The 15,981-nt window shown below is 41.8% G+C and carries 8 protein-coding genes; 7 read left to right on the top strand and 1 reads right to left on the bottom strand.

Annotated elements, in window-relative coordinates; genetic code table 11:
• Window positions 1-40: 40 nt before the first annotated feature.
• Entirely contained in the window at window positions 41-6,703 is a 6,663-nt protein-coding gene (locus tag M594_RS10250) for a hypothetical protein (protein ID WP_419991824.1), read from the bottom strand.
• Window positions 6,704-6,779: 76 nt separating this feature from the next.
• Between M594_RS10250 and M594_RS10245 the strand changes: the two genes are divergently transcribed.
• From M594_RS10245 to M594_RS08165, 7 genes are all read left to right on the top strand, one after another.
• Entirely contained in the window at window positions 6,780-6,956 is a 177-nt protein-coding gene (locus tag M594_RS10245) for an LPXTG cell wall anchor domain-containing protein (protein WP_419991828.1), read from the top strand.
• A gap of 415 nt (window positions 6,957-7,371) precedes the next feature.
• Window positions 7,372-8,250 carry a glycosyltransferase family 2 protein gene (locus M594_RS08190; RefSeq protein ID WP_173876502.1) on the top strand — a complete coding sequence of 293 codons (879 nt, stop codon included), beginning with the start codon at window positions 7,372-7,374 and terminating at the stop codon, window positions 8,248-8,250.
• Window positions 8,251-8,330: 80 nt separating this feature from the next.
• The gene (locus M594_RS08185; protein ID WP_419991823.1) at window positions 8,331-9,209 is read left to right on the top strand and encodes a DapH/DapD/GlmU-related protein; all 879 of its coding nucleotides are present in this window, start codon (window positions 8,331-8,333) and stop codon (window positions 9,207-9,209) included.
• Between the two features lie 2 nt (window positions 9,210-9,211).
• Window positions 9,212-10,435, top strand: a complete 1,224-nt coding sequence (locus M594_RS08180) for a glycosyltransferase family 8 protein (protein WP_173876501.1) — start codon at window positions 9,212-9,214, stop codon at window positions 10,433-10,435.
• Window positions 10,428-11,651, top strand: coding sequence for a glycosyltransferase (locus tag M594_RS08175; RefSeq protein ID WP_173876753.1), 1,224 nt, complete (start codon window positions 10,428-10,430; stop codon window positions 11,649-11,651). Before M594_RS08180 ends, M594_RS08175 begins: the two co-directional genes overlap by 8 nt.
• A gap of 10 nt (window positions 11,652-11,661) precedes the next feature.
• A complete protein-coding gene (locus tag M594_RS08170) occupies window positions 11,662-14,880 on the top strand; it encodes an SP_1767 family glycosyltransferase (RefSeq protein WP_173876500.1) in 3,219 nt (1,072 codons plus the stop codon).
• Window positions 14,881-14,888: 8 nt separating this feature from the next.
• Window positions 14,889-15,896 (top strand): sugar transferase, encoded by a 1,008-nt coding sequence (locus M594_RS08165; protein WP_173876499.1) that lies wholly within the window; start codon window positions 14,889-14,891, stop codon window positions 15,894-15,896.
• Window positions 15,897-15,981 lie beyond the last annotated feature (85 nt).

Genomic DNA, 15,981 nt, shown 5'->3' with positions numbered 1-15,981 from the left:
TAACATCTGGTAGTCAACCGTATGCACCAACGGTCTATAGTCAAGATGAAACTGTTTCAGATAAGAAATATCGTTCAGAGTCAGCTTCAACAAGTGCATCAGAGTCAGCTTCAACAAGTGCATCGGTGAGTGCAAGCACGTCGGCAAGTACATCGGCAAGTACGTCAGCTTCAACAAGTGCAAGCACGTCAGCAAGTACATCAGCTTCAACAAGCGCAAGTACATCGGCTAGCACATCAGCTTCAACAAGTGCAAGTACATCAGCAAGTACGTCCGCTTCAACAAGTGCAAGCACATCAGCAAGTACGTCCGCTTCAACGAGCGCAAGCACATCGGCAAGTACGTCAGCTTCAACAAGTGCAAGCACATCAGCAAGTACGTCAGCTTCAACAAGTGCAAGCACATCAGCAAGTACGTCAGCTTCAACAAGTGCAAGTACATCCGCTTCAACGAGCGCAAGCACGTCAGCAAGTACATCAGCTTCAACAAGTGCAAGCACGTCAGCAAGCACGTCGGCTTCAACAAGTGCAAGCACATCGGCAAGCACATCAGCAAGTACGTCGGCTTCAACCAGCGCAAGTACGTCGGCTTCAACCAGCGCAAGTACATCGGCTAGCACATCAGCAAGTACATCAGCTTCAACAAGTGCAAGCACGTCAGCAAGTACGTCAGCTTCGACAAGTGCAAGTACATCAGCTTCAACGAGTGCAAGCACATCAGCAAGTACATCCGCTTCAACGAGCGCAAGCACGTCAGCAAGTACGTCGGCTTCAACAAGTGCAAGCACATCAGCAAGTACGTCAGCTTCAACAAGTGCAAGCACGTCAGCAAGCACGTCGGCTTCAACAAGTGCAAGCACATCGGCAAGCACATCAGCAAGTACGTCGGCTTCAACCAGCGCAAGTACGTCGGCTTCAACCAGCGCAAGTACATCGGCTAGCACATCAGCAAGTACATCAGCTTCAACAAGTGCAAGCACGTCAGCAAGTACGTCAGCTTCGACAAGTGCAAGTACATCAGCTTCAACGAGTGCAAGCACATCAGCAAGTACATCCGCTTCAACGAGCGCAAGCACGTCAGCAAGTACGTCAGCTTCAACAAGTGCAAGCACGTCAGCAAGTACGTCAGCTTCAACAAGTGCAAGCACGTCAGCAAGTACATCCGCTTCAACGAGCGCAAGCACATCAGCAAGTACATCCGCTTCAACGAGCGCAAGCACGTCAGCAAGTACGTCGGCTTCAACGAGCGCAAGCACGTCAGCAAGTACGTCGGCTTCAACCAGCGCAAGTACATCGGCTAGCACATCAGCAAGTACGTCGGCTTCAACAAGTGCAAGCACATCAGCAAGTACATCGGCTTCAACAAGTGCAAGCACGTCAGCAAGTACGTCAGCTTCAACAAGTGCAAGCACATCAGCAAGTACGTCAGCTTCGACAAGTGCAAGTACATCTGCTTCAACGAGCGCAAGCACGTCAGCAAGTACGTCGGCTTCAACCAGCGCAAGTACATCGGCTAGCACATCAGCAAGTACATCCGCTTCAACAAGTGCAAGCACATCAGCAAGTACGTCGGCTTCAACAAGCGCAAGTACGTCAGCAAGTACATCAGCTTCAACGAGTGCAAGTACATCAGCAAGTACGTCAGCTTCGACAAGTGCAAGTACATCGGCAAGCACGTCAGCTTCAACGAGCGCAAGCACGTCAGCAAGTACGTCGGCTTCAACAAGTGCAAGCACGTCAGCAAGTACGTCAGCTTCAACGAGCGCAAGCACATCAGCAAGTACATCCGCTTCAACGAGCGCAAGTACATCGGCTAGCACGTCAGCTTCAACAAGTGCAAGCACGTCAGCTTCAACAAGCGCAAGCACATCAGCAAGTACGTCAGCTTCGACAAGTGCAAGTACATCGGCAAGCACGTCAGCTTCAACGAGCGCAAGCACATCAGCAAGTACATCAGCTTCAACGAGTGCAAGTACATCAGCAAGTACGTCAGCTTCGACAAGTGCAAGTACATCGGCAAGCACGTCAGCTTCAACGAGCGCAAGCACGTCAGCAAGTACGTCGGCTTCAACAAGTGCAAGCACGTCAGCAAGTACATCCGCTTCAACCAGCGCAAGTACATCAGCTTCAACGAGCGCAAGTACATCGGCTAGCACATCAGCAAGTACGTCGGCTTCAACAAGTGCAAGTACGTCAGCTTCGACAAGTGCAAGTACATCAGCTTCAACGAGTGCAAGCACATCAGCAAGTACGTCCGCTTCAACAAGCGCAAGCACATCGGCAAGCACGTCAGCTTCAACAAGTGCAAGTACGTCGGCTTCAACAAGTGCAAGCACATCAGCTAGCACGTCAGCTTCAACAAGCGCAAGCACGTCAGCAAGCACGTCGGCTTCAACAAGTGCAAGCACATCGGCAAGTACGTCAGTTTCAACAAGTGCAAGCACATCAGCAAGTACGTCAGCTTCAACAAGTGCAAGCACGTCAGCAAGTACATCCGCTTCAACGAGCGCAAGCACATCAGCAAGTACATCCGCTTCAACAAGTGCAAGCACGTCAGCAAGTACGTCAGCTTCAACAAGTGCAAGCACATCAGCAAGTACGTCAGCTTCGACAAGTGCAAGTACATCTGCTTCAACGAGCGCAAGCACGTCAGCAAGTACGTCGGCTTCAACCAGCGCAAGTACATCGGCTAGCACATCAGCAAGTACATCCGCTTCAACAAGTGCAAGCACATCAGCAAGTACGTCCGCTTCAACAAGTGCAAGCACGTCAGCAAGTACGTCGGCTTCAACGAGCGCAAGCACGTCAGCAAGTACGTCGGCTTCAACAAGCGCAAGTACATCGGCAAGTACATCAGCTTCAACAAGTGCAAGCACGTCAGCAAGTACGTCGGCTTCAACAAGCGCAAGTACATCGGCAAGTACATCAGCTTCAACAAGTGCAAGCACGTCAGCAAGTACGTCGGCTTCAACGAGCGCAAGTACATCGGCAAGTACGTCCGCTTCAACAAGTGCAAGCACATCGGCAAGTACATCAGCTTCAACAAGTGCAAGTACGTCCGCTTCAACAAGTGCAAGCACATCAGCAAGTACGTCCGCTTCAACAAGTGCAAGTACATCAGCAAGTACGTCCGCTTCAACAAGCGCAAGCACATCGGCAAGCACGTCAGCTTCAACAAGCGCAAGCACGTCAGCAAGTACGTCCGCTTCAACAAGTGCAAGCACGTCAGCAAGTACGTCAGCTTCAACAAGTGCAAGCACGTCAGCAAGTACATCCGCTTCAACGAGCGCAAGCACATCAGCAAGTACATCCGCTTCAACGAGCGCAAGCACGTCAGCAAGTACGTCGGCTTCAACGAGCGCAAGCACGTCAGCAAGTACGTCGGCTTCAACAAGCGCAAGTACATCGGCAAGTACATCAGCTTCAACAAGTGCAAGCACGTCAGCAAGTACGTCGGCTTCAACGAGCGCAAGTACATCGGCAAGTACGTCCGCTTCAACAAGTGCAAGCACATCGGCAAGTACATCAGCTTCAACAAGTGCAAGTACGTCCGCTTCAACAAGTGCAAGCACATCAGCAAGTACGTCCGCTTCAACAAGTGCAAGTACATCAGCAAGTACGTCCGCTTCAACAAGCGCAAGCACATCGGCAAGCACGTCAGCTTCAACAAGTGCAAGTACGTCGGCTTCAACAAGTGCAAGCACATCAGCTAGCACGTCAGCTTCAACAAGCGCAAGCACGTCAGCAAGCACGTCGGCTTCAACAAGTGCAAGCACATCGGCAAGTACGTCAGTTTCAACAAGTGCAAGCACATCAGCAAGTACGTCAGCTTCAACAAGTGCAAGCACGTCAGCAAGTACATCCGCTTCAACGAGCGCAAGCACATCAGCAAGTACATCCGCTTCAACGAGCGCAAGCACGTCAGCAAGTACGTCGGCTTCAACGAGCGCAAGCACGTCAGCAAGTACGTCGGCTTCAACAAGCGCAAGTACATCGGCAAGTACATCAGCTTCAACAAGTGCAAGCACGTCAGCAAGTACGTCGGCTTCAACGAGCGCAAGTACATCGGCAAGTACGTCCGCTTCAACAAGTGCAAGCACATCGGCAAGTACATCAGCTTCAACAAGTGCAAGTACGTCCGCTTCAACAAGTGCAAGCACATCAGCAAGTACGTCCGCTTCAACAAGTGCAAGTACATCAGCAAGTACGTCCGCTTCAACAAGCGCAAGCACATCGGCAAGCACGTCAGCTTCAACAAGCGCAAGCACGTCAGCAAGTACGTCCGCTTCAACAAGTGCAAGCACGTCAGCAAGTACGTCAGCTTCAACAAGTGCAAGCACGTCAGCAAGTACATCCGCTTCAACGAGCGCAAGCACATCAGCAAGTACATCCGCTTCAACGAGCGCAAGCACGTCAGCAAGTACGTCGGCTTCAACGAGCGCAAGCACGTCAGCAAGTACGTCGGCTTCAACCAGCGCAAGTACATCGGCTAGCACATCAGCAAGTACGTCGGCTTCAACAAGTGCAAGCACATCAGCAAGTACATCGGCTTCAACAAGTGCAAGCACGTCAGCAAGTACGTCAGCTTCAACAAGTGCAAGCACATCAGCAAGTACGTCAGCTTCGACAAGTGCAAGTACATCTGCTTCAACGAGCGCAAGCACGTCAGCAAGTACGTCGGCTTCAACCAGCGCAAGTACATCGGCTAGCACATCAGCAAGTACATCCGCTTCAACAAGTGCAAGCACATCAGCAAGTACGTCGGCTTCAACAAGCGCAAGTACGTCAGCAAGTACATCAGCTTCAACGAGTGCAAGTACATCAGCAAGTACGTCAGCTTCGACAAGTGCAAGTACATCGGCAAGCACGTCAGCTTCAACGAGCGCAAGCACGTCAGCAAGTACGTCGGCTTCAACAAGTGCAAGCACGTCAGCAAGTACGTCAGCTTCAACGAGCGCAAGCACATCAGCAAGTACATCCGCTTCAACGAGCGCAAGTACATCGGCTAGCACGTCAGCTTCAACAAGTGCAAGCACGTCAGCTTCAACAAGCGCAAGCACATCAGCAAGTACGTCAGCTTCGACAAGTGCAAGCACGTCAGCAAGTACGTCAGCTTCAACGAGCGCAAGCACATCAGCAAGTACATCAGCTTCAACGAGTGCAAGTACATCAGCAAGTACGTCAGCTTCGACAAGTGCAAGTACATCGGCAAGCACGTCAGCTTCAACGAGCGCAAGCACGTCAGCAAGTACGTCGGCTTCAACAAGTGCAAGCACGTCAGCAAGTACGTCAGCTTCAACGAGCGCAAGCACATCAGCAAGTACATCCGCTTCAACGAGCGCAAGTACATCGGCTAGCACGTCAGCTTCAACAAGTGCAAGCACGTCAGCTTCAACAAGCGCAAGCACATCAGCAAGTACGTCAGCTTCGACAAGTGCAAGTACATCGGCAAGCACGTCAGCTTCAACGAGCGCAAGCACATCAGCAAGTACATCAGCTTCAACGAGTGCAAGTACATCAGCAAGTACGTCAGCTTCGACAAGTGCAAGTACATCGGCAAGCACGTCAGCTTCAACGAGCGCAAGCACGTCAGCAAGTACGTCGGCTTCAACAAGTGCAAGCACGTCAGCAAGTACATCCGCTTCAACCAGCGCAAGTACATCAGCTTCAACGAGCGCAAGTACATCGGCTAGCACATCAGCAAGTACGTCGGCTTCAACAAGTGCAAGTACGTCAGCTTCGACAAGTGCAAGTACATCAGCTTCAACGAGTGCAAGCACATCAGCAAGTACATCCGCTTCAACGAGCGCAAGCACGTCAGCAAGTACGTCGGCTTCAACGAGCGCAAGCACGTCAGCAAGTACGTCGGCTTCAACCAGCGCAAGTACATCGGCTAGCACATCAGCAAGTACATCCGCTTCAACAAGTGCAAGCACATCAGCAAGTACGTCGGCTTCAACAAGCGCAAGTACGTCAGCAAGTACATCAGCTTCAACGAGTGCAAGTACATCAGCAAGTACGTCAGCTTCGACAAGTGCAAGTACATCGGCAAGCACGTCAGCTTCAACGAGCGCAAGCACGTCAGCAAGTACGTCGGCTTCAACAAGTGCAAGCACGTCAGCAAGTACGTCAGCTTCAACGAGCGCAAGCACATCAGCAAGTACATCAGCTTCAACGAGCGCAAGCACGTCAGCAAGTACGTCAGCTTCAACCAGCGCAAGTACATCGGCTAGCACATCAGCAAGTACATCAGCTTCAACAAGTGCAAGTACATCGGCAAGCACGTCGGCAAGTACGTCCGCTTCGACAAGTGCAAGCACATCAGCAAGTACGTCAGCTTCAACAAGTGCCAGCACATCAGCAAGTACATCAGCTTCAACGAGCGCAAGCACGTCAGCAAGCACATCAGCTTCAACAAGCGCAAGTACGTCGGCTTCAACAAGTGCAAGTACATCGGCAAGTACGTCAGCTTCAACGAGCGCAAGCACATCAGCAAGTACATCAGCTTCAACAAGTGCAAGCACATCAGCAAGTACATCAGCAAGTACGTCAGCTTCGACAAGTGCAAGTACATCGGCAAGCACGTCAGCAAGTACGTCGGCTTCAACAAGTGCCAGCACATCGGCTAGCACATCAGCAAGTACATCTGTTGTAACAAGTAAGGGGCTTGCAGAGATCAGATCGCTTGATAGCTTAGATATCAATAGTATTATTGCTTCAGATTCAGTAAGTACATCTGTATCTCAATCATTGTCATTATCGGTAAGTATGAGTGAATCAATGGTACACTCAACCTCGATTAACTCAGAGCCTCAAACTATTCCAGCTAAGGCAGGTAAGCAGTTACCGAATACTGGTGAATCAGCTTCGGTTTCTTCAGCTCTTCTTGGAGCAGTAGCTGGTCTGACAGGATTAGGTTTAGTAGCGAAACGCCGTAAAAATGATAACGAAGAATAAAGGGGATTGGTAGATAGTTGAGAATTGGCTAATCAGTCAGAAAAAACTCCAAGAGTTGAAAAAACTTTTGGAGTTTTTTTCTCTGTCAACTGTATTGGGTTGATCAAAAAGTTACAACGTGGAGGGGAGTAAGATAATTCTTCCTTTATATTAAAATTGTTGAAAGTTAAGGTTACAAAGTTATTACAATGAGCCTAAAAAATAGTAGTCTTACATATCTTAAAAAGTTAAGAAAAAGCGATAATAGAATCAGTGGTTGGAAATTTTTATTCGCTTTAAAAGTTAGTAGTTATCCATGTAATTGTTTATGAAATAGTGTAAAAATGGTATAATATATAGAGGGAATTTCTAAAGAGTCTCGTTTTTAGAGTAGTTAATCATAAATAAGTTAGGGATTCATAATAAGGGAGTATAATTGGAAGATTTAATTAGTGTAGTTATACCTGTGTATAATGTAGAAAATTATCTGGAAGAATGCATTCAAAGTGTTTTGAATCAGACTTATACGAATCTAGATATAGTTCTGGTAAATGATGGTTCTACAGATACTTCGAGGGAAATATGTGATAGATTTTCTGAATTGGATAGCCGGATTCGTGTGTTTCATACTGAAAATAAAGGTGCAGCCTTAGCTAAAAACTTCGGTGTTGCTCAAGCGCTCGGGGAGTATGTTCTTTTTGTAGATTCAGACGATATTGCTGAAAATAGAATGGTCGAAACTTTGCATAAACAAGTGGAAGAGACTGGGGCGGATATTGTAATCGGCAATTATTTTATTTATGATGAGAATGATGGGCAGTGTAAATTCTATGTACTAGAAAGAGATTTTTGTATTGAAGAATTATCAGCTCAAGAATTAATAAATCGTCAAGCAGGTCATTGGCATCTAAACGCTTCGGCCTTTATTATGCCTGTTTTTAAGCTGTTTAAAAAAAACTTGCTCTTGCAAGTTCCATTCACTAATGGTCGGCGTTTTGACGATGAGGCAACTATTCATAGGTTGTTTATAAAAAGTCAGAAAACAATTTTTGTAAACGATAATCTTTATATCTATCGTGTTAGACAAGGCAGTATTATGACTTCGCAATTTGATATATCTTGGGTACAGGATATTTTGCAAGTATTTAGTTTAAAACTTGCGGATCTTATTCTTGCTGGTATTGATACTAGTGTTATGAGAACTCGTTTTGTGAATATTCTAAATGAATATAAATACTTATGTGAAACTTATAATCTCACAGATACTGACGAGTATAGAGAAATTTTGTTTAGACTAGATTTGTATAAGAAATAAAAGGTAGTAATTGAAGTTACCTTGGGTTTTAGCTAAATATTAAAAGTATATTATATTTTTAATATTTCAAGGAGATAGAGATGAATTTGAATATTCCAATTAACTTTCAGGGAGAGTATCACCATGTTGAAATATCAGAGGGGGCTTTCCTTCAGATCGGCCAGGGAGTAACAATGCGTTCTTTTACAAGTTTGGAAGTTAGTGAAGGAGCAAAGCTTAGTATTGGTAATAGAGTCTTTTTCAATGACCATTGTTCTATCCGTTGTGGAAAGGAAATTGAAATTGGCAAGGATACCATGTTTGGAGATGGTGTAAGGATTTTTGATAGCAATCATAGATACTCTAATTATCATGTTGAAAAACTTAGATTTAATTGTGAAAAAATAACAATTGGTAATAATTGTTGGATAGGAAGTAATGTAGTAATACTAAAAGGAGTTTCGATTGGGGATAATGTAATTATTGGAGCTAATGCATTAATTTATAAAGACATTCCAGCTGATTCAATTGTTACTTCTGAACAAAACTTAAAAATTACTCCTAGGAAAAATTATTATTATCATGCTTTTACCTTGACTGCATCTGATACTCTAGAGGAGCTAGAATTTTTAGTTACCGAATTATCAGACGTTGCATTTCATATAGTAGCCAAAACAAATATTTCTCCTTATTTAGAAAAATTTGATCAGTTTGATAATGTCAATCTATATACAAATATTCACCATAATGACATCATTGAAGATTTATTGATTCGTTCAGATATATATCTTGATATTAATCATTGGGAAGAAGTAGATGGTATCGTGGGTAGATCTATAGAAAAAGGAAAGAAGATATTTGCTTTTTCAAACGTAGTTCACAGAATTAATGATGATATACAAGTTTTTAAGATAGAAGAAAAAAATAAAATGGTTGAGGCGATTCGTCAGCAATTAGAGAAAGATGACAATGGAGACTAGGGATGAAGGGGAATAATATACAATCAAAAAAAGCTATAGTACTTGGGGCAGATAGCAATTATATGGATAAGGTGGAAACAACGATAAAGTCAGTCTGTAGTCACAATTCAGATATAAGTTTTTATATTTTCAACAGTGATTTTCCTACAGAGTGGTTTCAATTGATGAACAAAAGATTGTCTGTATTAAATTCTGAAATTATAAATATAAAAATAACAAATGATACAATCAGTCACTTCCATCTTCCTACACCTCACCTTAGTTCTGCAGCCTACCTTCGATATTTTATTCCTAATTATGTTTTTGAGAAGAAGGTTCTCTATCTTGATAGTGATATTGTCGTAACCTCTAGTTTGGCAGCGTTGTTTGATATTGATTTGGATGGTTACCCACTTGGAGCTGTTCCAGATATTCCTACTACTGATGAGGAGTTTAATTCAGGCGTATTACTAATTGATACGGATAGGTGGCGTGAAGAAGATATTTCCAGACAGTTATTTGAGTTAACTATAGCTCATCATGAACATGTATACGGAGATCAGGGGATTTTTAATATATTGTTTAAAGATAGATGGAAACGCTTGGATTTAACCTATAATTTACAAGTGGGTCAAGATGCCCATAGACACTATTTGGGAGATTATGGCTGGTACGAATTATTTGATGGTGTTCCTAATATTATCCACTACACGACGGAGAATAAACCGTGGAAACATTTTCGCTTTAATCGCTTTCGGGAAATTTGGTGGTTTTATTATGGTTTGAATTGGAATGATATCCTCTTGGATTCTTATGTATTAACAGAACGATTTGAAGAATTGATTTTACCTATATCCCATCATGTAAGTGTTTTTACTAATACAGGAGATATCGAAAGTATAGGATATTTACTTGCAAGATTGCCAGATATTCAATTTCATATTGTAGCTCCAACATACTTTTCCCCTAATATTATAGAATTGCAACGTTATTCAAATTGTTATATTTATCCATGTGCTGATCCTAAAATGAAGCAGGATATAATAGATAAAACAGATGTTTATCTAGATATTAACTATGGACCCGCTATGGAGCAAGTGTTGCAGGAAATGGTGCTACAAGGAAAGACAATTTACTCACTTGATTGTACCAATCATTTTTCCAATGGAGAAAGCACGGTCTTTACAGTTGGTGAAATAGATGAATTGATTAGAAAAATAAGAGAAGGTGGAGATAGGAATGCATAAAAAAGTGATTGCTCTTGGAGCTGATATTAATTATATTGATAAGGTAGAAACCGTTATAAAGTCAGTTTCAGTTCATAATCATAAAGTAAAGTTTTATGTGTTTAATGACGACCTACCTAGTGAATGGTTTTTATTGATGAGACATCGTTTGAAGATTATTGGATCTGAGATTATAAATGTCAAAAAAACAGCTCATAATCTTCGTGATTTTCACTTACCGAATGCAATCTTATCCTATGCTGCTTTCTTTAGATATTTTATTGCAGATGAAGTTATAGAAGATAGGGTTCTTTATTTAGACTCGGATACGATTGTCAATGCAAAATTAGATGACTTATTTTTCTTGGATTTACAGGGATATGCTATCGCAGCTGTTCAGGATGTTGATCAGAGTGGTTGGTTAACAACCTTTAATTCAGGTGTGATGGTAATTGATGCAAAGAAATGGAGAGAAAATTGTTTGACACAAAGTCTACTGGAGTTGACTGCCAAACATCATGAACATGTTTATGGAGACCAAGGCGTTCTCAATATGTATTTTGGTGACCAGTGGCTACATTTGGATAAAGAGTATAATTTTATGGTTGGTTTGGATCAATTTCTCCATTTAAGTGGGAATATGGAATGGTATCAGTCTAACTATTACGGAAAGTATGAACCAAAGATTATTCACTATACCACGGAATTTAAACCATGGACCCATTTGACGCTGACACGTTTTCGTAAGTTATGGTGGTTTTATTATGGTTTGAACTGGAATGATGTATTGCTAGAAACAGATATCATCAGACGTTCATTTTCAGAACTGGTGAAGGCTCCCTTATATCATACTTGTATTTTTACAAATAGTGCTGGTCTAGAATCAATAGAATACCTATTATCTGAATTGCCGGAACTTCATGTTACAGTATTGGCTCCAACAGATTTTGCTGAGAGCGTAGTTGATATGCAACGATTTTTGAATCTTTCAATTTATCCCAACTTTAGTCCTTTTAACAAGAAGGAAACCATGGATAAGATGGATTTTTATCTGGATATCAATCATGGTGGAGTTGTAGGGGCTATTATCGAAGAAATTCATCATAAAAACAAACCAATCTTCGCTTTCGACAATACTAGTCATGATTCAAGTGGAAGAAGTTACGTTTTTTCATCATCCGAACCGGAGAAAATGGTGGAAGCTATAAAAGCCTATTGCGCACGATTAAGCAACTAAAAGGATTTATATGAAGGCAATTGTACTTGCTGGGGATAAACATTATCTTACCCCAATACTCACAACGATAAAATCTATTTTATACTATAACCAAAATGTTAAGCTTTATATTCTGCATCAGAATATCCCTAGCGATTGGATCCTTGAACTTAAGATTCAAGTGGAAAGATTAGGAAGCATTGTAGAGGATATTTATATTGGTAACGCGATTGATTCTGAGTGGAGAACACAAGAGCACATTTCCCCTATAGCTTACGCTCGATTCTTAATTCCAAGACTTGTCAAGGAAGAAAGAGTGGTTTACTTAGATAGTGATATTATTATTAACGGAGATTTGAGCTCATTATTTGAACTTGATCTTGGAGATTACTCTATAGCAGCAGTAAGGGATGCTGATGGTAATGGTTTTAACTCAGGGATGTTGGTTATTGATAGTCAAAAGTGGCGAGAAAAGGATGTTACTTCCATGTTGTTTGATAAGACAGTGGAGTATATGTCATATCTTGATCATACTAATACAGAAGGGTTTAATGGAGATCAAACCATTTTCAATTTAGTATTCCAGAATCACTGGTTAGATTTAAATAAGCATTTCAATCTTCAAGTTGGTCATGATGTTATCGCATTTTATAGTCATTGGGATTCACATTTTGAATTGGATCAAGAACCATTGATTATCCACTATACGACCTATAGGAAACCATGGTCCACACTGATGGGATATCGCTATCGGGATTTATGGTGGGCTTTCCGAGATATTAGTTTCTGTCAAATTGCTGACCATTATGCTGGACATTTTATTATTAAAAGAGTTTATGACCTTCATGATGTCAATCTATTTACATTTACAGATTCGCAGGATGTTCTTTATATTGATGAACTAGCCAAGGCTCTTCCTGAAGTCGGTTTTCATATCGGCGCTTATACGGATATGGGAGATATCCTTCTGGCTTTAGATAACTATCCCAATGTTCACCTATATCCTAGTATGGTTGGAGTAGTGATTGATGAAATGATTGAAAAGTCAGATGCTTATCTGGATATCCATAAGGGAAGTTCTATGGAATTTATTGTCGATCGCTATATCAATGCAGATAAGCCAGTAATGACTTTTGATATAACCAATAAAAACCAATTGGAAAAAATAGTAGTCTCTTCGCAATCTCCACAGTCAATGATAGAAGCAATCAAAGAATTAAAGAAAGACAAAATGAACATGAAAGCAATCGTACTAGGTGCCAATTATCAATATGCTGATCAGGTTGTGACGACAATTAAGTCAATCTGCTCTCATAATAGACAAATTCGTTTTTATTTAATTAATAGCGACTTTCCCACGGAATGGTTTTACAATCTCAATCGTAAGTTAAAGAAACTAGACTGTGAAATCGTCAATGCTCGTGTCAATAGTTCCCATATCAGTCAATATAAGACCAATATTCACTATGCAGTATTTTTACGTTATTTTATCTCAGATTTTGTTGAAGAAGATAAGGTTTTATATCTGGATTGTGACTTGGTTGTCACAGGAGATCTAAGTCCTCTATTTGCCGTAGATTTGGGCGACTATCCGTTGGCTGCTGCTAAAGATCTGGGAGGAGAAATTTATTTTGGTGAACATATTTTTAATTCAGGTGTGATGTTAGTCAATAATCGACTATGGAAACAAGAAGAAGTTCGCAAACAATTGATTGAGATGACTAATGAGTTGCATGATAAGGTTGCTCAGGATGATCAAAGCATTTTGAATCTCTTATTTAAAGACCGCTGGTTGGCTTTAGATTTTAAATATAACTGCATTACCTTGCACACTCATTTCTCAGATTATCGACCAGAGCTAGGGACTTATCCACCGATTATTCATTATTTGACAGAGAGAAAGCCATGGGGACTGTATGAGCGTTCCATCTATCGAGATGTTTGGTGGTATTATAATACCCAAGATTGGTCGGATATGAGTCAGGTAACGCCTTGTTTGACAAAAGATCAGGTAAGTCAGTACACAGGGATTCAACACTCAGCTCTAGTATATACATACTCAAGTGACTTGAGAAATATGGGATACTTGATTGAAAATCTACCAAATGTCAAGTTTTATGTAGCTGCCCCAGTTATGGTAGCTGATAGTATTACAGCTTTACTAGCTTACCCAAATGTTTCGGTCTTATCGGATATCGCCGGGCAACCAGATTTGATTGATAGTTTGGTTGAGGGCTGTGACTTCTTACTAGATATTAATGCTGATGTTGAAGTTGATGGCATTATTGGACGTTTTCAACAAGTGGGAAAACCAGTGTTTGCTTTTGAAAGTGTTGCTCACGGTAAGCAAGGGCAGTTCCTCTATGATCAAGGGCATCCTGAAGAGATGATTCTCGTTATTGAAGAATATTGTCAAAATGGGAAGTTGCCTGTAAAAAAGCATCAAACTTATCCAAAGGTGCTGGATATCCAACAGAGTCTTGATTATATACTAGAGTACGATTCTTCTGTTATTCGCTATGGGGATGGAGAAATGGATATTATGATGGGACATGGGATCCCATATCAAGACTATGATGAGAAACTGGCAGAGCAACTTAGAAGTATAATCCAACTAGAGAGTTCCCCAGAATTGCTGATTTGTCTTTCAGATGTTTTTGAAGGATTGGAACGCTATAACCCCGAAGCTGTCAACTTTTGGCAAAAACATTTGGAGCAATATAAAGAAGCTTATCATAGATTTTGTACAGCAAGCTTTTATGGTTCGACTTTTATATCCCGTCCTTATATGGATCTTAAAGATAAGTCTGCTTCGGTTACTCACTTTGAAAAATTAAAGAAACTTTGGGATAAACGAGATATCTTGATCGTCGAAGGTGAAAACTCACGTTCAGGAGTTGGGAACGATCTTTTTGACAATGTTCAGTCGGTTGAGCGTATTATCTGCCCTTCTAGAAATGCCTACAGTAAAGTTCAGGCTATTCAAGAAGCGATAGAGAAGCATGCCGATGGTAAATTAGTATTCTTGATGCTTGGCCCTACAGCCAAGGTTTTAGCTTATCATTTAAGCAAAAAAGATATACAAGCGATTGATTTAGGTCATATTGATTCCGAATATGAGTGGTTTAAGATGGGAGCAACTTCAAAAGTAAAATTCTCACACAAGCATACCGCAGAGCATAATTTTGATCAAGAAATTCAGCTAGTTGAGGATGAAATCTATAATAAGCAAGTTGTTGTAAGGATTTAAATAGAATTATGAAGATAAATATTACAAATATTTACGGTATGTCTGGACAGAGTACAGCTTTAATTGCCCAGAATGAAACCGTTAAAATTGCAAGAAAGTTAGACTTTCACGAACTTGGTTTTTACTTTTACGATATTTATAGTGATAGTCAAGGTGAGCTGAATAGTCGTTTAGATGGTGTCATGGCTAAAGTAGGTTACGGAGATATTGTTGTTTATCAATCTCCTACATGGAATGGGAGAGAGTATGACCAGGCCTTTATCAGGAAATGTAAGATTTTAAATACGAAAATCATTACTTTTATCCATGATGTACCACCTCTCATGTTTCCATCAAATTATTACTTGATGCCTGAGTACATTGAGATGTACAACCAATCGGATCTAGTAGTTGTTCCGTCAGAGAAAATGAAGGAACGGCTCATTCAGGAAGGATTGACAGTTCAAAAAATTATTATCCAAGGCATGTGGGACCATGTTCATAACTATCCTTTGAGACAACCTGCTTTTCAGAAAAAACTATCTTTTGCGGGTAGTGTGAAGCGTTTTGAGCACTTATCCAACTGGGCTTACTCACCCCCTCTCGATATTTTCTCCGAATCTAATCAAGAGAATCGTAACCCAAGAGTTTCCTTTAAAGGTTGGAAAACTGATCCAGAGTTGCTTCTTGCTTTGTCAGAGGGAGGATTTGGTTTAGTATGGGGAACTAGCGAAAATCCAGCGGATGAGGCAGACTATTATCGCTTGAATATCTCTCATAAAGTTAGCACCTATCTTGCTGCTGGAATTCCAGTAGTAGTGCCATCCTATCTCTCAAATGCCAGTTTCATAAGGGAAAAAGGCTTAGGTTATGTAGTGGATAGTTTGGAAGAGGCCAATCGTCTAGTAGAGGAAACAACAGCAGAAGCTTATCAATACATGGTTGAAAATGTATATAAAGTTAGTTATGCCTTGAAACAAGGCTACTTTACAAAAAAACTATTGATTGATGCAGTGATGCAAGTTTTGGATATCTAGAGCATGATAGTTATGGAATGCCCTCATCCATTAGGATGAGGGAATACCATTATTGGCAAAAGATTTATTTATAGATTTAGCCATT

Source organism: Streptococcus mitis, from assembly GCF_013305725.1.
Classification (GTDB): domain Bacteria; phylum Bacillota; class Bacilli; order Lactobacillales; family Streptococcaceae; genus Streptococcus; species Streptococcus mitis_BO.
The sequence above is the reverse complement of the archived record's forward strand: the minus strand, read 5'-3'. Positions and strand labels throughout refer to the sequence as shown.

Coding starts and splice junctions, on each gene's coding strand:
- M594_RS10245 (WP_419991828.1), top strand. CDS start 6,780: ATGGTACACTCAACCTCGATTAACTCAGAGCCTCAAACTATTCCAGCT.
- M594_RS08185 (WP_419991823.1), top strand. CDS start 8,331: ATGAATTTGAATATTCCAATTAACTTTCAGGGAGAGTATCACCATGTT.
- M594_RS08180 (WP_173876501.1), top strand. CDS start 9,212: ATGAAGGGGAATAATATACAATCAAAAAAAGCTATAGTACTTGGGGCA.
- M594_RS08175 (WP_173876753.1), top strand. CDS start 10,428: ATGCATAAAAAAGTGATTGCTCTTGGAGCTGATATTAATTATATTGAT.
- M594_RS08170 (WP_173876500.1), top strand. CDS start 11,662: ATGAAGGCAATTGTACTTGCTGGGGATAAACATTATCTTACCCCAATA.
- M594_RS08165 (WP_173876499.1), top strand. CDS start 14,889: ATGAAGATAAATATTACAAATATTTACGGTATGTCTGGACAGAGTACA.